Raw genomic sequence first — 20,058 nt, 5'->3', positions numbered from 1 at the left:
AGGTGAGAAATCGCCACTTCCGATGGTGGTGCTAGCCCTACCTCAACTGTGGTGCTGCCGTCACTGACTTCGGCCCGCGATCGGACGAGTGTTGACGACGGTCGGAAACCCTCCGACCACCACAGTCAACCGAGGGAGGGCCGCCAACGTGAAAAGGGTTGGTGCAACACTCAGAATTGCTCGCTGGAGCGTGCGCCACCCGTGGCGGGCGGTCGGCACCTGGATGCTCCTGGTGGTGGCCGCGGTCGCGTGCGGTGCAGCGATCTCCATGCACACCACGACCGATGCCGACTACCGGGTCGGCCAGTCGGGCACCGCTGCCGAGCAGATCCAGCGCGCCGGACTCGACACACCCGACAACGAATTCGTCGTCCTGTCCCGGGCATCGGGCGGTCCGGTCGACGCAACCGTCCGCACGGCTGCGGACCGGATCGCTGCCGACATCCGCACGGACCGTCACGTCCGCCAGGTCGGAGCGCCGGCAGTGTCACCGGACAAGAAACTGGTGATGGTGCCGATCACCATGAAAACCGTTGCCGACGACCAGGATCCGGACATCAGCGGGATCACGGAGGCCGTCGACCAGGCGCAGCCGCGAGCACCCGGCGTGGACATCGTGGCCACCGGTGACACCTCCCTCAACGAAGCGATCAACACCCGGGTGGGTGACGACCTCGGCTCCGCCGAGCTGACCAGCCTGCCGATCACGATCGGGCTGATGCTGATCGTCTTCGCGGCATTGATCGCGGCGGGCATCCCCGTATTCCTCGCCATCACAAGCGTTTTCGCGACCATGGGCCTGATGGGTCCGGTCTCGCTGCTGCTGCCGATGGAGCCCACCGTCACCAGCGTCATCCTGCTGATCGGTATGGCGGTCGGTGTCGACTACTCGTTGTTCTACCTCAAGCGTGAGCGGCAGGAGCGCCAGCGCGGGCTGCGCACCGCGGACGCCGTGGAGATCGCGGCGGAGACATCGGGACACTCGATCGTCGTCTCGGGCGTGGCAGTGCTGGTGAGCATGTCCGGCCTCTACGTGGTCGGGGACGTGACGTTCGCGTCCATCGCGACCGGTTCGATCCTGGTGGTCGCCTTCGCGGTGTTCGGCTCGCTCACCGTGCTGCCGGCGCTGCTGACGCTCTTCGGCGGCAAGGTCGACCGTCCGCGCATTCCGCTGCTGTGGCGCCTCTCCTCGCGTATGGCGCCCGGCTCGGTCAGCGGCAAGGTGCTCGCACCGGTGCTGCGCCGCCCGCTGGTCGCGCTGCTCGTCGGCGGAGCGCTGCTGCTCGGTCTGGCTGTGCCGGCACTGGGCATGAAACAGCAGACCGCCAGCCTGGACTCCCTGCCGCACGACGTGCCCGCAGTGCACGCGATGCAGCAGATCGGCAAGGCATTCCCCGGGGACGGGCCGACCGCAGCCGTCGTGTTGCACGGTGACGACGCGGGCACGCTGCGACAGGACGCGAAAACAGTTGCGAACAAAGCGTTCGCGACCGGTGACTGGAAGGCCGTGGCCGACCCGGTGCGCGTCTCCGCGGACGGGCATACAGCGGTGCTGACCATCGGTAGTAAAGCGAACGAAGGGTCGTTCGCAGCGGGCGACGCGGTCCAGGACTTGCGCGACCACGTCATACCGCAGGCGCTGGGTGACAGGGACGCTACCTGGACGGTCGGCGGCGGAGTCGCCGAGAGCTACGACCAGATGCAGCACCAGTCCGACGGGCTGCCCAAGGTGCTCGTCGTGGTGCTCGGACTGACCCTGCTGATGATGGCCGCGACCTTCCGCAGCCCGGTGATCGCACTGCTGACCACCGCGCTCAACCTGATGTCGGTCGGAGCGGCGTTCGGGGTGCTGACCCTCGTCTTCCAGAACACCTGGGCCGAGTCGATCCTCAACTTCCACTCCACCGGCGGGGTCATCTCGTGGATCCCGATCTTCCTCTTCGTGGTGCTGATGGGGCTGTCGATGGACTACCACGTCTTCGTGCTCAGCCGGGTCAAGGAGAAGGTCGACTCCGGTCTGCCGCCGAAGCTGGCGGTCCGCCAGGGCGTGCAGGAGACGGCCGGTGTCGTGACCAGCGCGGCGGTGGTGATGGTCTCGGTCTTCGCACTCTTCGCCACCTTGTCGATGGTGGAGATGAAGGAGATCGGTGTGGGCCTGGGCATCGCAATTGCGTTGGACGCCACCGTTGTCCGGCTGGTCGTGCTGCCGGCGGCGCTGTCGTTGCTCGGGCGTAAGGCGTGGTGGCCGTCCCGCGGCGGGAGCCGAGTGACCGGCGAGCGTGTCGTGCCTCCGCCATACAGCCTGCGTGAGCCGGTCGGCACCCGCTGACCGGAGAACGTGAACCACGCACGCGGGCCGCTGCTGGAACCTCGGGGGATCCGGCAGCGGCCCGTTCGCGCATCGGTCCGGTCAGGGAGCGGAGAACGGCTGCCCGCCCGCGTCCTCCTGGGTGTTGACCGACGGGGTGTCGGCAGCGGCCATCGGGTCGACGGCGGACGCGGTGACCTCGTGTCGCCGGATCTCGCCGGAGTGGATCTGCTCGGCGTAGTGGCAGGCCACCCGGTGCTCGGCGGGCACACCGTCGATCTGCACCACCCGCAACTCGGGACGCTCGGTGTCGCAGAGCTTCTCCTGCCGCCAGGGGCAGCGGGTGTGGAAACGGCAACCGCTCGGCGGGTTGGCCGGCGAAGGCAGGTCTCCGGCGAGGATGATCTGCTCGCGGCGGTCCTCCACCAGCGGGTCGGGGATCGGCACCGCGGACATCAGCGCACGGGTGTAGGGATGCAGCGGCGTGGCGTAGAGCTCGTCCGAATCAGCTTCTTCCACAAGGGAGCCCAGATACATGACCCCGACCCGGTCGCTGATGTGTCGCACGACGGCCAGGTCGTGCGCGATCACCAGATAGGTCAGTCCGAACTGCTCCTGCACGTCCTCCAGCAGGTTGATGACCTGCGCCTGCACCGACACGTCCAGCGCGCTGACCGGCTCGTCGGCGACGATCAGCTCGGGGTCGACCGACAAGGCCCGGGCGATGCCGATGCGCTGCCGCTGCCCGCCGGAGAACTCGTGGGGATATTTGCGCAGTGCCGCGGCAGGCAACCCGACAGCCTGCAGCAACTCACGCAACCGCGCGTCGGCGGCGGCGGCGTCCTTGGTCAGGCCGTGCGCGCGCATGCCCTCCAGCAGCAGTGACTCGACCGTCTGGCGCGGGTCGAGGCTGGACAGCGGATCCTGGAAGACCATCTGCATGTGCCGCCGCTGGGTGCGCAACGCCTCGCCCTTCAACGTCGACAGGTCGGTGCCGTTGAAGGTCACCGTCCCGTTGGTCGGCTCTTCCAACCGCAACAGGGCACGACCGAAAGTCGACTTGCCACAACCGGATTCGCCGACGAGTCCGTAGGTCTCGCCCTTGTGGATCCGCACCGTCATACCGTCGACGGCGAAGACGTGACCGACAGTCTTGTCGAAGATCACGCCGCGTTTGATCGGGAAGTGGACCTCGACGTCCTGGGCGTCGAGCAGGACCTCACGCTCGTCGTCCTTGCGGGTCTTGGCCAGAGTGAATTGCTCGGTCATTGCTGGTCTCCCGACGGCCACGGGTTGTGGCATCGCAGTGCATGGTCTTCGAGTGCCGCGGCGTCCTGCTCCAGTGCGGGCGACTCCTCCCGACAGGCTTCGATCGCTCGCGAGCAGCGCGGCGCGAACGCACAGCCGGAGGTCCACGGGATGTTGTCGGCGACCGAGCCCGGTATGGCGTGCAGCTGCTCCCGCTCCCCGTCGAGCCGGGGGATGGAGCCGAGCAGGCCGTTGGTGTAGGGGTGTCGCGGGCTGGCGAAAATCTCGTGACGAGAGGCAGTTTCGACGATCCGACCGCCATACAGGACGTTGACCTCGTCGCACAGCCCGGCCACCACGCCGAGGTCGTGCGTGATCATGATGAGCGCGGTGCCGGAGTCGACCACGAGCTCCTTGAGCAGGTTGAGGATCTGCGCCTGGATCGTCACGTCGAGAGCCGTGGTGGGCTCGTCGGCGATCAGCAGCCGCGGTTTGCAAGCCAGCGCCATCGCGATCAGCGCACGCTGGCGCATCCCGCCGGACAACTGGTGTGGATATTCCTTCAGCCGACGGGACGGGTCGGGTATGCCGACCTTGTCCAGCAGGTCCCGCGACTCCGCCATCGCCGCCGACTTCTTCATGCCGCGGTGCCGCTGCAGCACCTCGGCGACCTGGATGCCGATCGAGACGACGGGGTTCAGCGAGGAGAGCGGGTCCTGGAAGATCATCGCCACGTCGCGACCGCGCCGGTCGCGCATCTCGCGATCGTCCAGGGTCAGCAGGTCCGTGCCGTCGAACGTCGCGGACCCGGCGACCTTGTTGCCGCGATCGGGCAGCAGACCCATGATCGCCAGCGAGGTCACCGACTTGCCGCAGCCGGACTCGCCGACCAGGCCGACGGTCTGGCCGGGGCGCACGTCGAAGGTGACACCGTCGACGGCGCGGAACGGCGTCTGGCCCTTGCTGCCGAACTCGACGACCAGGTCGCGCACCGACAGCAGGGTGTCTGTTGTTGTGGCGGGTGCCGGGACGGTCATCCCCGTCACCTCCTGTTCCGTGGGTCGAGGGCTTCGCGCAGTGACTCACCCATCAGTGTGAAGCCGAACGCGACCACCACGATGCAGCCGGCCGGCCAGAACGCGATGTGCGGTTCGATGTCGAAGAGGTCCTGTGCCTTGCCGAGCATCTGACCCCACTCGGGGGAGGAGTCGTCCGGGTTGCCCAGGCCGAGGAAGCTCAGCGATGCCGCCTCGATGATCGAGACCGCGAGCACCAGGGTGGCCTGCACCAGCACCGGACCCAGTGAGTTGGGCAGCATGTGTCGGAAGGTGATCGGCCCGCGCTTCACACCCAGGGCCCGCGCTGCCAGCACGTGATCGCTGGATCGTTGACTGAGCATCGAACCACGCAACAGGCGGGCGAAGATCGGGATCTGGACCACGGAGATCGCGATGATCAGCGTCCACTGTGACGGCTGTCCGAAGAGCGTGGCGACGGCCAACGCGAGCAGCAGCGACGGCAGCGACAGCATCACGTCGACGATGCGCATCACCACGGTGTCGACGCGGCCGCCGAACGAGCCGGCGATGGTGCCGAGCACGAGCCCGCCGGTCAGTCCCGCGAGGGTCGCGAGCACGCCGACGATCAGCGTTTGGCGAGATCCCAGGATCAGACGCGACAGCAGGTCGCGTCCCTGGTTGTCGCCGCCGAGCGGGTAGCCGGACTGCGGCTTCGGGATCGGGTCGTTGGTGGTGACCTGGCTGATCAACGGGTTGGCGGTGCCGCTGTGTGGCGCGATCAGCGGGGCGAAGATCGCCAGCAGTACGAACGCGAGCGTGATGGCCGCGCCGATCAGGAAGACCGGGTTGCGTCGCAGCCGCAGCCAGGCGCTGCCGATCAGGCTGAGCCCGCCGGACTCGCTGACGTGGCCGGCATCGGGTATGTCGGAGCCGGCCCCCGCGGTCGCGGCGAGCGCATCGATCCGGTCCTTCTTGCGTTGCATGGGACTCATCGCATTCACCTCGTCCGGATCCGGGGGTCGATGATCGCGTAGGCGACGTCGACGAGCAGATTGACCAGGATGTAGCCGAGTGCGGCGGCGAGGATCAACACCTGCAGCACGGCGTAGTCACGCTGGCGGAACGCTTGGGCCAGCGCATCACCGAGGCCGGGGTAACCGAAGACGGTCTCGGTGAGCACGGCACCGGTCAGCAGTGCGCCGACCTGCAGGCCGATCGTGGTCACGACCGGCAGCAACGCGTTGTGCAGGATGTGCCGGCCGCGGATGATGCGCTCGGACAGGCCCTTCGACTTCGCGGTCCGCACGTAGTCCTCGTTCATGACCTCCAGCACCGACCCGCGGGTGATGCGGAAGATCACCGCGAAGGGGACCGATGCGAGGGTGATGGCGGGCAGGATCAGGTGTTTCAGAGCGTCCCAGGCCGCGTCCCACTCTCTGGTGAGAAGCCCGTCGAGGACGTAGAAGTTCGTGATCCGGGTGGCGTCGATGTCGGCATTCTGCCGCCCGGCGGGAGGGAAGACGTGCCACTCGATCGAGAAGAAGTACTTCAGCACGAACCCGAGGAAGAAGACGGGGATCGCGACACCGACCAGGGACACGACGACCGAGCTGGTGTCCAGGAAGCCACCGTGGCGCTTGGCGGCGAAGTAGCCCAGCGGGATCGCGGTGACGATCGCGATGATCAACGCCAGCACGGACAGCTCGACGGTCGCGGGCAACCGCTGGAAGAACAGGTCGAGTGCGTCGGTGCCGGTCTGCACCTGGGTCGAGGTGCCGAAGTTGCCGTGCACCGCGTTGTCCAGGAAGTGTAGGTACTGCACCGGGATCGACTCGTCGAGGCCGAGTGTCTTGCGCAGCGCGGCGCGGGTCTCGGGGGTGGCGCGCTCGCCCAGGATGGCGTCGATCGGACCGCCGGGAAGTTTGCGCAGCCAGGTGAAGAGCAGGATCGAGACGATGAACAGGACCAGCACGGCCTGAAACAGTCGTCTGACGATGAATCTGAGCACGAGGGTTGGCTCCTAGGGAAGTGATGAGTCAGCGCACGCGCACGAGGCTCCGAAGGGGCCGGCCGGGGACACCGCTGCGGGGCCGTGGGGCGGCGGAGCGGACCTCGGCGCGAGCACCGGCGACCGGTGCCACGTGCGGACACCGGTCACCGGTACGAACGACTGCTACTTATCGACCTTGGCGGTCCACAGGTGCTCGTCGGTCAACGGGCTGGGAGTGACACCGCTGACCTTCTTGCTGAAGACGATCGCGGGCGGGGAGCTCGAGATCGGCAGGCCGGGGAGGTAGTCCTCCATGATCTGCTTGTTCAGCTTCTCGTATGCCGCGGCACGCTTGCTCTCGTCGACGATCGAGTCGTTGTCGGCCAGTGCCTTGTGCAGCTTGTCGCCCCACGGGTAGGCGCCGACAGACATCTGACCCTTGGGGTCGGAGAAGAAGTTGCCCAAGAAGTTGTCCGGTGTGTTGTAGTCGCCGGTCCAACCCATCAGGTATGCCGCGGCGTTGCCGTTCTGGGTGCCGGTGACGTAACCGCCGGCCCACGATGCGGGCTTCGGGGTGACCTTGACGCCGATCGCCTGCCAGTCCTTCTTGATGGCGTTGAAGATCTTGTCCGGCGCGGGCATGTAGGGCCGGGTCACCTCCGTGGGGTACCACAGGGTGATCTTCAGGTTGCTCTTGCCGGCCTCCTTCAGCAGCTGCTTGGCCTTCTTCGGGTCGTACTTGTAGGGCTTGAGCGACTTGTTGTAGCCGGCAACGGTCTTGGGGATGAACTGGGTCGCGACCGATGCGCCGTCCGGCAGCTGCGACTTGACCAGCTGATCACGGTTGATCGCGTAGTAGAGGGCCTTGCGGACGCGCAGGTCCTTCAGGTCCGGGTCCACCTTGGCGTTCAGGCCGAGGTAGAGGATGTTGAAGGCCGGCCGGATCTCGAGGTTGTCGTCCTTCTTCAGCGTCGGCCAGTCGACCGGGTTCGGCAGGTCGTAACCGTCGATCTGACCGGACGCGAGCGCCTGCTTGCGGGCGGTCTCGTCGGGGATGATCGAGAAGACGACCTTCTTGACGGTCGCCTTGTCCTCGCCGGCGTAGTCCTCGTTGCGCACGAGGGTGACCGTCTTGTTGGTCTTGTCGTACTTCTGGAACTTCATCGGACCGGTGCCGGTCGGGTGCGCGTTGGCGTATTCGGAGTAGACGAAGCCCTGCCCCTGCGCCTTGATGTTGTTGGCTTTGTACTTGTCCATCGCGGTCGGGGACTGCATGGAGAAGGACGGCAGCCCCAGCAGCGCCGGGAACTTCGAGGTCGGTCGCGAGATCTTGATCTCGACGGTGGACGCGTCCTTGGCGTTGCAGCCCTGGTAGAGCTCGCCCTCGGCACCGTTGTAGCCGCCCATGTTGGCCAGCCAGTACTCCGACGCGGTCTGTCCGGCCTTGTTCTGGCTGTCCATGCGTTTGAAGTTCTTGCACACGGCCTCGGCGTTGAAGGGCGTGCCGTCGGTGAACTTCACGCCGGTCTTGAGCTTGAACGTCCAGGTCTTGCCGTCCTTGGACGGCTTCCAGCTGGTCGCGAGGCGGGGTGCGACCTCGGCCGTGCCCGGCTTGAAACCGACCAGGCCCTGGAAGATCTGACGGCTGACGCGGAACGTCTCGCCGTCGCTGGCGTAGAAGGGGTCGAACGTCGCGGGGGCGCCCGCGGCGCCGAAGTTCAGCGTGGCGTTGGTGTTGCCGGCGCTGCCTGACTTCTTGCCGCCGTCGTCCCGCTTGGAGCTGGCACACGAGGTCAGGGCGAACGCTGACGCGGCCAGCAGCGCGACGGTAGCTGTGGTCTTGGAGACGGCCATGGTGGTTGGACCTTCCGGTGGAAAAGACGGTGCAGCCGAACGTTACTCATCTCACGTGGCGAAACGGCGGAAATGACGACAACGACATCATCTTGAAACCGATCGACCGGTCAGCCCGACCAGATCGATCGGTCAGGGTGCCGGGTGCGGTCGCTTCAGCAGCGGCGGGAGGAACGCCGCTCCCGGGGCACCTGCACCGTTCGCGGCGCGGTCGGCGGGGTTGGAGATCGAGCATCGCCGCAGGGACAGGCAGCCGCAGCCGATGCAGGAGTCGAGCCCGTCGCGCAGCTTCTCCAGGGCAGCGATCTGGGCGTTGAGCCTGCCGCGCCAGTGGGTGGTGATGCGCTGCCAGTCGGCCTTGGTGGGGGTGCGGCCGTCCGGCAGGCGATCCAGCTCGTCGCGGATCTCCTCCAGGGTCAGGCCGACGTTGGACGCGGCCCGGATGAAGGCCAGCCGGCGCAGCACGCTGCGCTCGAACCTGCGCTGGCCCCCGGAGTTGCGGGTGGCGTGGATCAGCCCCTGTGCCTCGTAGTAACGCAGCGCCGACGCCGCGAAGCCGCTGCGCTCCGCGACCGCGCCGACCGGCAGCAGGTCATGTGTGTCCATGTCTCAGATCCCCGTTCTCCTTCACGCCGACAGGCCCCTCTTTCATCGAGAGGACCAGCGATTTGGCGTCCAAATGGCCGAAATTCGTGGTCCTCTCGATCAGGGACGGGCCTGTCGACGAAAAGGTTCTTGACTTTAAGTTGACTTCAACTTGAAGGATGGCATCAATCACTCAGATCGACAAGGAGATTCGATGTCTGACATCAAGGTCGCACTGGTCACCGGGGGCTCTTCGGGACTGGGCAACGAGCTGGTCCGTGCACTGTCCGCCGACGGCTGGCAGGTGATCACCGACGCGCGGCACGGCGACGAACTCGCGGACGCGACCCACGGGCTGGCCGGTGTCGAGACGCTGCCCGGGGACGTCACCGATCCGGAGCACAAGGATGCACTGGTCGCGGCGGTGACACGACACGGCCGCCTCGACCTGCTGGTGCACAACGCCAGCACGCTGGGCCCGACGCCGTTGCCCGCCCTGGCGACGGTCACCGTCGCCGATCTCAAGGACGTCTGGCGTACCAACATCGGCGCACCGCTCGTGCTGACCGGGGCACTGCTGCCCGACCTGCTCGCGAGCGACGGTGTGTTGCTCTCGATCTCGTCGGACGCCGCCATCGAGCACTACGAGGGCTGGGGTCTGTATGGCGCCTCCAAGGCCGGCCTCGACCACGTCACGCTCACCTTCGCCGCCGAGAACCCCGGTCTGCACGCCTACGCGGTCGACCCGGGCGACATGCGCACGCCGATGCACCAGGCGGCGTTCCCGGGGGAGGACATCTCGGACCGGCCGGAGCCGGCCGCCGTCATACCCCGACTGCGGGGGTTGTGGCAGCAGAAGCCGGCCTCGGGTCGCTACCGCGTCGCTGATCTGCCGGTGCCCGAGACCACCGGAGCCCGCGGATGAGCACGCTCGCGGTCGACCCGCGCACGATGTTCGACGGGCCGCAGGACACCACCGCACCCGCGCCGGCCGAGCAGCGCGGCGTCGCACGGGACGGGGTGCGGATGCTGGTCGCCTCCTGCGACGGCATCGACCACACGGTCTTCCGGTCGCTGCCGGACCACCTCAACGCGGGCGATCTGGTGGTCGTGAACAACTCGGCGACCATCGCGGGGCAGGTCGACGGGCACCGGGAGAGCGGCCAGCCGGTCGTCGTGCACGCCGCCGCTGAACTCGAGAACGGCACCTGGGTCGTGGAGGTCCGCAGTGCGCCGAATGCCGCCCGTGCGGTGCTGGACGCGCGGGTCGGTGAGCACGTCGAGGTCGGCCCGCTGGTGTTGACACTGCTGGCGGCATACCCCTTCGACTCCTCGCCGACGGGAGTCGGCAACCGGCTCTGGCAGGTGGAGGCCGACGGGGATCTGAGCGCGCACCTGCGGGAGCACGGGCGACCGATCAGTTACGGCTACCTCGACCGCAGCTACCCGCTGTCCGATTACCAGACGGCTTTCGCCACCGTCCCCGGAAGTGCTGAAATGCCCTCTGCAGCAAGGCCGTTCACGCCGAAAGTGGTCACTCGGCTGGTCGCCTCGGGGATCGGTATCGCGCCGATAACGCTGCACACCGGCGTCTCCTCCCAGGAGGCAGGAGAGGGACCGCAGGCCGAGTGGTATGACGTGCCCGAGGCCACGGCTCGGCAGGTGAACCTCACCCGCCGCGCAGGCGGCCGGGTCATCGCAGTCGGGACCACCGTGGCCCGTGCCCTGGAGTCGGCCGTCAGGAGTGACGGTGTCGTGACCGGCGCGAGCGGCTGGACCGAGCGGGTGATCACGCGTGCCGAGCCGCCGCAGGTCGTCAGCGGCCTGATCACCGGGTGGCACGATCCGCACGCCTCACACCTGCTGCTGGTCGAGGCGATCGCGGGGGAGGCGCTCACCCAGGCGGCATACGACGCGGCGGTCGCGGAGCACTATCTGTGGCACGAGTTCGGGGACGTCGGGCTGCTGCTGCCGTGCTGATGCCGTGCTGATTCGGCGGATCGGCGGACATCCTGAGACACTGATAGGGATCCCATTCACGTAGAAAGGACGAGGCCTGCCGTCGCGCCATCGCTCGCGAGCGCACGGCAGCTCACACAACTCCATGGCAATGAAGTCCCGCAGCGACGTCCGCAACGTCGCCATCGTCGCCCACGTCGACCACGGCAAGACCACCCTCGTCGACAAGATGCTCTGGCAGACGGGTGCCTTCAGCGAACGCCAGACCGTCGAGACGACGGGCGAGCGCGTCATGGACTCCGGTGACCTGGAGCGTGAGAAGGGCATCACGATCCTGGCCAAGAACACCGCCATCTCGTATGACGGTCCCTCGTCCGACGGTGAGTCGATCACGATCAACATCATCGACACGCCTGGCCACGCCGACTTCGGCGGCGAGGTCGAGCGCGGCCTGTCCATGGTCGACGGTGTCGTGCTGCTGGTCGACGCCAGCGAGGGCCCGCTGCCGCAGACCCGCTTCGTGCTGCGCAAGGCGCTGTCGGCCAAGATGCCGGTCATCCTGTGCATCAACAAGGTCGACCGTCCCGACTCGCGCATCGCAGAGGTCGAGGAGGAGGCCTACGAGCTGTTCATGGACCTGCTCGAGGATGCCGATGCGGACGCCGACCAGCTCGACTTCCCGGTCGTCTACGCCTCGGCCAAGGCCGGTGTCGCCTCGCTGACCCGCCCCGAGCCCGGCGAGCTGCCCGAGGGCGCCGACCTGGAGCCGCTGTTCAAGACGATCCTGGAGACCATCCCGGCGCCGGTGTATGACGACGAGGCGCCCCTGCAGGCGCACGTCACCAACCTGGACTCCAGCAACTTCCTGGGCCGGCTGGCGCTGCTGCGCGTGCGCAACGGTGAGATCAAGAAGAACCAGCAGGTCGCGTGGTGCCGGCACGACGGCTCCCAGCAGACGGTGAAGATCACCGAGCTGTTGATGACCAGCGGCCTGGACCGCGCGCCTGCCGAGAGCGCGGGCCCCGGCGACATCATCGCCGTCGCGGGCATCCCGGAGATCACCATCGGCGAGACGCTCGCCGACCCGGAGAACCCCATCCCGTTGCCGCTGATCACCGTCGACGAGCCGGCGATCTCGATGACGATCGGCACCAACACCTCGCCGATGGTCGGCAAGGTCCGCGGCTCCAAGGTCACCGCCCGCATGGTCAAGGACCGGCTGGACCGCGAGCTGATCGGCAACGTGTCGCTGCGCGTGCTGCCCACCGAGCGCCCGGACGCCTGGGAGGTGCAGGGTCGTGGTGAGCTGGCGCTTGCCATCCTGGTGGAGCAGATGCGCCGCGAGGGTTACGAGCTGACCGTCGGCAAGCCGCAGGTCGTCACCAAGGACGTCAACGGCAAGCTGCACGAGCCGGTCGAGCACCTCACGATCGACACCCCCGAGGAGCACCTGGGCACGATCACCCAGATCATGGCCGCTCGCAAGGCTCGCATGGAGCAGATGACCAACCACGGAACCGGTTGGGTCCGCATGGAATTCGTGGTTCCCTCGCGTGGCCTCATCGGCTTCCGCACCGAGTTCCTCACCGAGACGCGCGGCACCGGCATCGCCAACCACGTCTTCTCCGGCTACGAGCCGTGGTTCGGCACCATCACGACACGCTTGTCCGGCTCGCTGGTCGCGGACCGCTCGGGCGCGGTGACGTCATACGCCATGGTCAACCTGCAGGAGCGCGGCGTGCTCTTCGTCGAGCCGACGACCGAGGTCTACGAGGGCATGATCGTCGGCGAGAACTCCCGCGCCGACGACATGGACGTCAACATCACCAAGGAGAAGAAGCTCACCAACGTGCGTGCGTCCAGCGCGGACAACTTCGAGAAGATCTTCCCGCCGCGCAAGCTGTCGCTCGAGCAGAGCCTGGAGTTCTGCCGCGAGGACGAGTGCGTCGAGGTGACACCGGAGGACGTGCGCATCCGCAAGGTCGTGCTCAACGCCGGTGAGCGCGCTCGCACCGCGGCCCGTGCGCGGAGCGCGGCAAAGCAGTAGAACGGGCAGCAGCACAGCAGAGCGACAGTAAGGCAACGCAGTAACGCAGTAGGGAGCAGATCCGCAACAATGCGAATGGTTTTCGTGCACGCGCATCCCGACGACGAGTCGTTGTGGACCGGTCTCGCGATCGCCCACCACGCGGCCCGCGGCGATGACGTGCACGTGCTCACCTGCACGCTCGGTGAGGAGGGCGAGGTCATCCCGGCCGAGCTGCAGCATCTGCAGTTGCCGGCCGGGCAGCCGCGGTCACCCGAGGCTCCGGACCCGCTCGCAGACCTACGGCGCGACGAATTGCACTCTGCGGTCGAGGAACTCGGCGCTGCGAGCGTCACGGTCCTCGCCGACGGCGCCTACCGCGACTCCGGCATGGCCGGCACACCCTCCTCGTCGCACCCGCGCGCGTTCACCGGTGCGGGCATCGACGAGACCAGCGGCAGCATCGCGGCATACCTGCGAGACATCCGCCCGGACGTCGTGGTGACCTATGACGCGCACGGCGGCTACGGCCACCCTGATCACATCCGCACGCACGAGGCGACCCGTGCCGCGGTCGCGTCACTCGCGTCCGCCGGGTCCGCCGGGTTCGCCGATGCCCCGCCCGCGCTGTATGTCGTTGTGACGCCTCGCAGTTGGGCGGTGGAGGACCGTGAGTGGCTCGCCGAGCACGCGACGCGACCGGGGGTGGTCGTGCCCGGGCAGGACGAAGCGTTCCTACCGAGCGTCGTCGATGACGAGGCCGTGACCCACACCGTCGTCGACGACGCGGCGCTGGCACGGCAGACCGCAGCGTTGCGACGACACCGCACCCAGGTGAGCGTTTTCGACGGCTACTACACGTTGTCCAACGACGTGGCGACCCGGCTGGCGGCGCGCGAGGCGTTCCAGCGTCTCGACCCGGCGTCGGGGCAGCCCCTCGGGGTCGAGACGCAGCAGTTGCGGCATACCGGATTGGCAGCAGGGACGACAGCAGGACTGACAGCATGAGCGAGCAGGACGATCAGCGAACCGACCTTGCCGCGTGGCCGGAAGTGGACCCGGACGCCTACCGCCAGGTGATGGGGCGTTTCGCCACTGGCGTCTCGGTGGTCTCGACGCGGATCGGGCAGATCGACCACGCGATGACGGTCAACGCGCTGATGTCGGTCTCGCTGGAGCCGCTGCTGATGGTGATCAGTGTGGAGCGGGAAGCGCGCTTCCACGACGCGGTCCTCGACGCGGGCGCCTGGGGGGTGAGCCTGCTGCCCGAGTCCGAGCGCAAGACAGCAGCCTGGTTGGCGACTCGTGGACGTCCGTTGCACGGCCAACTGGACCGTGTGCCGCACCACCACGGTGAGCACACCGGTATGGCGCTGCTCGACAACGCGCTGGGCACCCTGGAGTGCACCACGCACGACACGGTGGTCGCCGGTGATCACACTCTCGTCATCGGCAACGTACGCTCGGTCTCAATCACGGAGCGACCGGGGGATGCGTTGATCTATTATCGCGGAGCATTCGGAGTGCAGCGGTGACGGCCGAGGGGGCCGGCACCGATCAGTCACGGACCAACCTGCGCAAGTGGCTGCTGATCGGTGGCTCGACAGCAGTCGTGGTGCTGGCCGGCGCCTATGTCGCGGTGGCCGCTGCACAGTCGGGCAAGATCCAGCGGGGGACCGTCGTCGCGGGCAAGCACGTCGGCGGGATGAGCCCTGAGGACGCCAAGGCGGAGATCCGGGCCGTCGCCAAGAAGCAGCTCAAGGCGCCGATCACGATCGACGCCGACGGCAAGAAGGTCAGCCTGGACCCGGCCGGGTCGGGGCTGTCGATCGACACCGAGGGCGCGGTCGACGATCTGAGCGGTTTCTCGCTCAACCCCGCCACGATGTGGCACCGGCTCACCGGCGACGGACCGCATCGCACCATCAGCCCGAAGGTCGACGACACGAAGCTGCAGCACTCCGTCGCAGCCGTCTCCGAGAGCCTGGAGGGTGCGCCCAAGAGCGGCTCGGTGACGTTCGAACACGGCGAGGTCGTGACCAAGCGGTCCACGCCGGGCAAGGGTGTGGACCCCAAGGCGATCAGCAAGCAGATCTCGGCCGGCTGGCCGAAGACCAAGCACTACACCGCCAAGGTGTCCGATCAGGCCGCGGCACTGCCCAACAAGGAGATCGACAGGTTCGTCAAGGAGTTTGCGAAGCCCGCGATGTCCGAGGCCGTGACCGTGAAGGCCGGCGGGCAGCAGACGAAGCTGGACCCGGACGAGATCTCCGGGGTGCTCAGCAGCAGCTTCGACGGCAAGAAGCTCACACCGAAGGTCGACGAGGACAAGTTGGCCGACCTGCTCGACGAGAAGAAGACCGACCTGACGACGCCGGCGGTCAACGCCAAGCTGCGCTACTCCAAGGGCGACAAGAAGATCACGCCCGCCAAGAACGGCACCGCGCCGAAGACCACCGGGGCGGGCAAGCTGCTCGTCGCGGCGCTGACCGCGCCGGACCGGACCATGTCGTTGCCGACCACAACGGTCAAGCCGACGGTCACCGCCGCAGAGCTGAAGAAGACCAAGGTCCGCAACCAGAAGATCTCCGAGTTCGTCTCGGAGTTCCCGACCGGCCCGGAGAACGCCGCGCGCACCAAGAACATCCGACTCGGCCTGTCCAAGATCAACGGCCTGGTCGTGCAGCCGGGCGAGACGTTCTCGCTGCTGAACGTCCTGCGCCCGTTCGACGCCGCTCACGGATACGTCAAGGCGCCGGTCCTGGTGGGCGGTGTGGACGTGCCCGGGATGGGCGGCGGCATCTCGCAGGTGTCGACGACCCTCTACAACGCGACGTTCTTCGCCGGGGTCAAGCTGGTCGAGCACACCGCGCACGCCTACTGGATCCCGCGCTACCCGATGGGCCGGGAAGCCACCATGCTGGACCCGACCATCGACAACAAGTGGACCAACGACACCGGTCATCCGATCCGGATCCGGGCCGGCATCGAGGGCAACGCGTCCGTCATACGGCTGTATGGCGTGAAGAAGTTCTCCGTCTCCAGCACCACGAGCGACAAGTTCGACATCGAGAGCCCCGGCGAGCCCAAGCACCTCAAGGGCGACCAGTGCATCCCGCAGCCGCCACAGGACGGTTTCAAGGTCACGGTCACCCGGGTGGTCAAGGATCGCTCCGGCAAGGTCGTCAAGGACGAGAGCCTGACCACGCACTACCACCCCGCCGTCCGCGTCACCTGCGACTGAGCCACCCGGCCACCCCTTTTCGGCCAGTGACGGCTTCCTCGCCGAGTGACGGCGAAATCTCGCCGTCACTCGACGATTTCGCCGTCACTCGAGGCACGCGGCAGGCGACCTGTGGACAACTTCTGCGCAGCCGACCCGATCAGTGCCAGCCTGTCGCGATGTCGGACGACCGCCTGGATGCCACCGAGATCCACTCCGCGGGAACGTTGCGGCGCACGGGGACCAACCCGTCCCGTGAACTCGCGCAGCGCCCGCCGCGACTGAAACGGATCCGGATGGGGGAGTATGTCGAGTCCTGGCGCTGGTCCGGACTCGACGACGCCGAGCACCATCGGGCGCTGGTGGTCGCAACGGCCCGGCGCACGCGTGGCGCCGAGCAGGTCTGGTCGCACCAGTCGGCCGGGGCGATCTGGCGCATGCCGGCGATCGGCGGCTGGCCGCGCACCGCACAGGTGACGATGCCCGCGGACGCCGCCGGGTCGAGCGCCGTCATCACCCGGCACCGCATGCGGCGTATGCCGAGGGCCGTCGAGCACGACGGGCTGCTCGTGACATCACCGGCGCGGACCGTGGTCGACATCGCGCGCACAAGGCCCCTCGCCTGTGCGCTCGCCGCTGCCGACTGGACCGTCGCGAGCGGACTGTGCAGTCTCGCGGAGATCGACGATGAGGTCGACGCGATCGAGGTGGGCGGTCGCGGGCGCCGGGCTGCTCGGCTGATGCAGTTGCTGGTCGACCCGCGTGCCGAGTCGCCCGGTGAGTCGCTGAGCCGTGCGCGCATGTATGAGCTCGGATTCGCGCAGCCGGACCTGCAGGTTCTGCTGGCTGACACCGAGGGCACCTTCGGGCGCGCCGATTTCGGCTGGACCGGGGTCATCGGGGAGTTCGACGGCGAGCGCAAATATCGGGCGACGGGCGACGCCGGCGAGACGGCCAGCGAGGAGGTCGTGATCAGCGAGAAGCGCCGCGAGGACCGCGCCCGGCGTCTCGGTCTCGCCGTGGGCCGCTGGGTCTGGGCCGAGGCATTCCCGGACGAGGCGCCCGGCATGGTCGACGCGCTCCGTGCCGCGGGAGTGCCGCGGGACGGGTCCGCCTGGTCGGCATACCCGCGCGATCAGCGACTGTCGGAGGAGTCCGGAGCCGCGTAGTGGTAGGTGTGGTGCACCTGCCAGCCGAGCGCCTCGTAGAGCCGCACGGCTGCGGTGTTGTCGGCAGCAACTTGTAGGTATTGCAACGGGATTCGCTGGTCCGCCGCAGTGGTTGCGGCAGCGGACATCAGTGCGCGGGCAACTCCGCTGCGCCGGACGGCCGGGTCGGTGTGCACGTCGAAGATGCCACTCCATGCGCCGGTGAACGCGAGGCGAGCATGGCCGACCGCAACCTCCCCGACGTATGCCGTGAGGTATGCCGCCCCCGGCACCCGCGCCAACATCCGGGTCAAGGTGTCGCGGTGCTCGAGTGCCCGCGGCGATGCCGTGTGCCACCAGTCGTCCGTCGGGGCGTCGGTGCGGGTGACCCGCACTTGTTCGTGTGGACCGCGCACCGCAGGCGCGGACGGCTTCGTCATGACTTCTGTGCGTAGGAAGAATCGCCAATCACGTTGTAGCAGAACGGATCCCAGCTTCGAGTCGGCCGGATCCGCTGTGGCGGGGTGCGGCAGTTGCAGGAGCGCCGGCAGGCCTTGCTCGGCATACCACGCAAGCACTCGGTCGATGGCATCACCCAGCGGCATACCGGGCGAGCCCACGGGCAGCGCGGAGTTCGCGCGCCCGGTGTAACCCTCTGCGGCGCGCAGCAGCCAGTCGCCGATCCGGTCGTCGGTGAGCGCGGGCAGGCCCGCAGTCATCACGCGCTGCAGATCGTCGACGGTGACCGCATCGACATCGACATCGGCACCGGCAGACGGCCCGCCGGGACGGCGAGTGACGGCGAGATCGTCGAGTGACGGCGAGATTTCGCCGTCTCTCGGTGAGGAAGCCGTCACTGGCGGAAGGGGTGTCGGCGGGGTGGCGGCTGCGGGATGCGTTTGGCCAGCACGACGGTCCCGCGGTCCACGGTGACGGGTCCCTTGCGGGTGTCGAGCTGCACCTCCTGGTCGCTCACCGACAGCACGTCGCCGACCACATCGGTGAGCGTCGGACCGCCGGGTTCGACCTCCTCCGGGCCCAGCCGACACCGCAGCACCACGCGGGTGCCGACCACCAGGAGGTTTGTGAGGTGAGACTGACTGACAGGGTCCGAAGGCACGGCGGCATACTAGAAGACGGATATCGACCCGTCGGCCGTGGAGGCACGGCCGCGCATGCTTCGCAGCAGGAGGACCTCACCGTATGACCTACGTCATTGCACAGCCGTGCGTCGACCTCAAGGACAAGGCCTGCATCGAGGAATGCCCGGTCGACTGCATCTACGAAGGCAAGCGCAGCCTCTACATCCAGCCCGACGAGTGTGTCGACTGCGGTGCCTGTGAGCCGGTCTGCCCGGTCGAGGCGATCTACTACGAGGACGACACCCCCGAGCAGTGGGCCGACTACTACAAGGCCAACGTCGAGTTCTTCGACGAGATCGGCAGCCCGGGCGGCGCCGCGAAGATGGGCGTCATCGACTACGACCACCCGCTGATCGCCGCGCTGCCGCCGCAGGAACACGACGAGTGACCTGCGGGTCGACGCATGCCCGTTGCTGACCTGCCCGACTTCCCCTGGGACTCCTTGGCGGGAGCCAAGGCCCGAGCCGCCGAGCACCCCGACGGCATCGTCGACCTCTCGGTCGGCACACCGGTCGACCCGACCCCGCAGGTGCTGCAGGACGCGCTGATCGCTGCCGCTGACGCACCCGGTTACCCGCAGGTGTGGGGGACGCCCGACCTGCGGGCGGCGATCGCCGGATGGTTCGCCCGTCGTCGAGGCGCCACCGGTGTCGACCCCGACTCGGTCATGCCGGCGATCGGCACCAAGGAGATCGTCGCGTGGCTGCCGACGTTGCTCGGCCTCGGTGCGGGGGACAGCTTCGGGATCCCCGAGCTGGCCTATCCCACGTATGACGTCGGCGCTCGCCTCGCCGGAGCCACCCCGCGCGCTGCCGCGAGCCTGCTGCAGTTCGGCCCGATGGCGCCGAAGCTGTTGTGGATCAACACTCCCGCCAATCCGCACGGGCAGGTGCTGCCGGTCGACCACCTCAAGAAGGTCGTCTCCTGGGCCCGCCAGCGCGGCGTGATCGTCGCCAGCGACGAGTGCTACGCCGAGCTGGACTGGCGGGAGGACCCCGACGGTCCGACCACGCCGAGCATCCTGGACGACCGTATCTGTGGCGGAAGTCACGAAGGCCTGCTGGCGGTCTATTCGCTGTCGAAGCAGAGCAATCTGGCCGGCTACCGCGCCGGCTTCATCGCCGGCGACACCGATCTCGTGCAACGCATCGTGCAGGTGCGCAAGCACGCCGGGATGATCGTGCCGTGGCCGGTGCAGCGCGTCATACACGCGGCGGTGCAGGACGACGAGCATGTCGCCGCACAGAAGCAGATCTACGCAGCGCGCCGTGCGGAGCTGAAAGACGCTCTACTGCAAGCAAATTGGCAGATCGACTACTCCGACGCCGGCCTATATCTCTGGGCGACGCAGGGCAAGCCGTGCCGCGAGAGCATCGACGAGCTGGCCGCTCTCGGCATCCTGGCGGCCCCCGGGGACTTCTACGGCGCCGCCGGTGCACGCCACGTGCGGATCGCCCTGACCGCCACCGATGAGCGAATTTCCGCTGCTGCAAAGAGGCTCACTTCTTGACATGGGGTCGCAGATCGTCCTGTCAAGACCCTGAGGTACCGTCGAT

General features: G+C 67.7%; 18 protein-coding genes. 10 read left to right on the top strand and 8 right to left on the bottom strand.

Annotated elements, in window-relative coordinates; translation table 11 throughout:
- Positions 1-190 precede the first annotated feature (190 nt).
- The gene (locus ACSZL9_RS07030) at positions 191-2,329 is read left to right on the top strand and encodes an MMPL family transporter (protein WP_446664750.1); all 2,139 of its coding nucleotides are present in this window, start codon (positions 191-193) and stop codon (positions 2,327-2,329) included.
- A gap of 81 nt (positions 2,330-2,410) precedes the next feature.
- On the opposite strand, the gene ACSZL9_RS07025 is transcribed toward ACSZL9_RS07030, so the two are convergent.
- The 6 genes from ACSZL9_RS07025 to soxR form a co-directional block, all read right to left on the bottom strand.
- Positions 2,411-3,577, bottom strand: a complete 1,167-nt coding sequence (locus tag ACSZL9_RS07025; protein ID WP_446664749.1) for an ABC transporter ATP-binding protein — start codon at positions 3,575-3,577, stop codon at positions 2,411-2,413.
- Positions 3,574-4,593 (bottom strand): ABC transporter ATP-binding protein, encoded by a 1,020-nt coding sequence (locus tag ACSZL9_RS07020; protein ID WP_446664748.1) that lies wholly within the window; start codon positions 4,591-4,593, stop codon positions 3,574-3,576. The genes ACSZL9_RS07025 and ACSZL9_RS07020 overlap by 4 nt, the downstream gene beginning before the upstream one ends.
- A gap of 5 nt (positions 4,594-4,598) precedes the next feature.
- The gene (locus ACSZL9_RS07015; protein WP_446665118.1) at positions 4,599-5,558 is read right to left on the bottom strand and encodes an ABC transporter permease; all 960 of its coding nucleotides are present in this window, start codon (positions 5,556-5,558) and stop codon (positions 4,599-4,601) included.
- Positions 5,559-5,572: 14 nt separating this feature from the next.
- Positions 5,573-6,583, bottom strand: coding sequence for an ABC transporter permease (locus ACSZL9_RS07010; RefSeq protein WP_446664747.1), 1,011 nt, complete (start codon positions 6,581-6,583; stop codon positions 5,573-5,575).
- Between the two features lie 165 nt (positions 6,584-6,748).
- A complete protein-coding gene (locus tag ACSZL9_RS07005) occupies positions 6,749-8,419 on the bottom strand; it encodes an ABC transporter substrate-binding protein (RefSeq protein WP_446664746.1) in 1,671 nt (556 codons plus the stop codon).
- A gap of 132 nt (positions 8,420-8,551) precedes the next feature.
- Positions 8,552-9,025 (bottom strand): redox-sensitive transcriptional activator SoxR, encoded by a 474-nt coding sequence (soxR, locus tag ACSZL9_RS07000; RefSeq protein ID WP_446664745.1) that lies wholly within the window; start codon positions 9,023-9,025, stop codon positions 8,552-8,554.
- Positions 9,026-9,218: 193 nt separating this feature from the next.
- On the opposite strand from soxR, the gene ACSZL9_RS06995 reads away from it, so the two are divergent.
- From ACSZL9_RS06995 to ACSZL9_RS06965, 7 genes are all read left to right on the top strand, one after another.
- Positions 9,219-9,929 (top strand): SDR family oxidoreductase, encoded by a 711-nt coding sequence (locus tag ACSZL9_RS06995; protein WP_446664744.1) that lies wholly within the window; start codon positions 9,219-9,221, stop codon positions 9,927-9,929.
- Entirely contained in the window at positions 9,926-10,984 is a 1,059-nt protein-coding gene (locus ACSZL9_RS06990) for an S-adenosylmethionine:tRNA ribosyltransferase-isomerase (protein ID WP_446664743.1), read from the top strand. Before ACSZL9_RS06995 ends, ACSZL9_RS06990 begins: the two co-directional genes overlap by 4 nt.
- Before the next feature lie 124 nt (positions 10,985-11,108).
- Entirely contained in the window at positions 11,109-13,010 is a 1,902-nt protein-coding gene (gene typA / locus ACSZL9_RS06985) for a translational GTPase TypA (RefSeq protein WP_446664742.1), read from the top strand.
- Between the two features lie 69 nt (positions 13,011-13,079).
- Positions 13,080-13,997, top strand: coding sequence for an N-acetyl-1-D-myo-inositol-2-amino-2-deoxy-alpha-D-glucopyranoside deacetylase (mshB, locus tag ACSZL9_RS06980; protein WP_446664741.1), 918 nt, complete (start codon positions 13,080-13,082; stop codon positions 13,995-13,997).
- A complete protein-coding gene (locus ACSZL9_RS06975) occupies positions 13,994-14,524 on the top strand; it encodes a flavin reductase family protein (RefSeq protein WP_446664740.1) in 531 nt (176 codons plus the stop codon). Before mshB ends, ACSZL9_RS06975 begins: the two co-directional genes overlap by 4 nt.
- A complete protein-coding gene (locus ACSZL9_RS06970) occupies positions 14,521-16,233 on the top strand; it encodes a VanW family protein (protein WP_446664739.1) in 1,713 nt (570 codons plus the stop codon). Before ACSZL9_RS06975 ends, ACSZL9_RS06970 begins: the two co-directional genes overlap by 4 nt.
- Positions 16,234-16,391: 158 nt before the next feature.
- A complete protein-coding gene (locus ACSZL9_RS06965) occupies positions 16,392-17,381 on the top strand; it encodes a hypothetical protein (RefSeq protein WP_446664738.1) in 990 nt (329 codons plus the stop codon).
- Here ACSZL9_RS06965 and ACSZL9_RS06960 read toward each other — a convergent pair.
- Together ACSZL9_RS06960 and ACSZL9_RS06955 are read right to left on the bottom strand one after the other, a co-directional pair.
- Positions 17,348-18,217: a GNAT family N-acetyltransferase gene (locus ACSZL9_RS06960; protein ID WP_446664737.1), complete on the bottom strand. Its 870-nt coding sequence runs from the start codon at positions 18,215-18,217 to the stop codon at positions 17,348-17,350. The two genes, ACSZL9_RS06965 and ACSZL9_RS06960, sit on opposite strands and share 34 nt — an antisense overlap.
- Positions 18,214-18,480, bottom strand: coding sequence for a putative acetyltransferase (locus ACSZL9_RS06955; RefSeq protein ID WP_446664736.1), 267 nt, complete (start codon positions 18,478-18,480; stop codon positions 18,214-18,216). The genes ACSZL9_RS06960 and ACSZL9_RS06955 overlap by 4 nt, the downstream gene beginning before the upstream one ends.
- An 83-nt stretch (positions 18,481-18,563) precedes the next feature.
- On the opposite strand from ACSZL9_RS06955, the gene fdxA reads away from it, so the two are divergent.
- Both fdxA and dapC read left to right on the top strand, forming a co-directional pair.
- Positions 18,564-18,890 carry a ferredoxin gene (gene fdxA, locus ACSZL9_RS06950; protein WP_325548767.1) on the top strand — a complete coding sequence of 109 codons (327 nt, stop codon included), beginning with the start codon at positions 18,564-18,566 and terminating at the stop codon, positions 18,888-18,890.
- Between the two features lie 15 nt (positions 18,891-18,905).
- Positions 18,906-20,012 carry a succinyldiaminopimelate transaminase gene (gene dapC, locus ACSZL9_RS06945; protein ID WP_446664735.1) on the top strand — a complete coding sequence of 369 codons (1,107 nt, stop codon included), beginning with the start codon at positions 18,906-18,908 and terminating at the stop codon, positions 20,010-20,012.
- Positions 20,013-20,058: the final 46 nt, after the last annotated feature.

The sequence above is a fragment of the Flexivirga sp. B27 genome (assembly GCF_052905685.1).
This window is presented reverse-complemented; position numbering and strand designations above follow the sequence as displayed.

Bases quoted from the DNA above. Each gene is read 5' to 3' on its own strand.
- ACSZL9_RS07025 (WP_446664749.1), bottom strand. From the start codon at position 3,577: ATGACCGAGCAATTCACTCTGGCCAAGACCCGCAAGGACGACGAGCGT.
- ACSZL9_RS07020 (WP_446664748.1), bottom strand. From the start codon at position 4,593: ATGACCGTCCCGGCACCCGCCACAACAACAGACACCCTGCTGTCGGTG.
- ACSZL9_RS07015 (WP_446665118.1), bottom strand. From the start codon at position 5,558: ATGCAACGCAAGAAGGACCGGATCGATGCGCTCGCCGCGACCGCGGGG.
- ACSZL9_RS07005 (WP_446664746.1), bottom strand. From the start codon at position 8,419: ATGGCCGTCTCCAAGACCACAGCTACCGTCGCGCTGCTGGCCGCGTCA.
- soxR (WP_446664745.1), bottom strand. From the start codon at position 9,025: ATGGACACACATGACCTGCTGCCGGTCGGCGCGGTCGCGGAGCGCAGC.
- ACSZL9_RS06995 (WP_446664744.1), top strand. From the start codon at position 9,219: ATGTCTGACATCAAGGTCGCACTGGTCACCGGGGGCTCTTCGGGACTG.
- ACSZL9_RS06990 (WP_446664743.1), top strand. From the start codon at position 9,926: ATGAGCACGCTCGCGGTCGACCCGCGCACGATGTTCGACGGGCCGCAG.
- typA (WP_446664742.1), top strand. From the start codon at position 11,109: ATGGCAATGAAGTCCCGCAGCGACGTCCGCAACGTCGCCATCGTCGCC.
- mshB (WP_446664741.1), top strand. From the start codon at position 13,080: ATGCGAATGGTTTTCGTGCACGCGCATCCCGACGACGAGTCGTTGTGG.
- ACSZL9_RS06975 (WP_446664740.1), top strand. From the start codon at position 13,994: ATGAGCGAGCAGGACGATCAGCGAACCGACCTTGCCGCGTGGCCGGAA.
- ACSZL9_RS06965 (WP_446664738.1), top strand. From the start codon at position 16,392: ATGTCGGACGACCGCCTGGATGCCACCGAGATCCACTCCGCGGGAACG.
- fdxA (WP_325548767.1), top strand. From the start codon at position 18,564: ATGACCTACGTCATTGCACAGCCGTGCGTCGACCTCAAGGACAAGGCC.
- dapC (WP_446664735.1), top strand. From the start codon at position 18,906: ATGCCCGTTGCTGACCTGCCCGACTTCCCCTGGGACTCCTTGGCGGGA.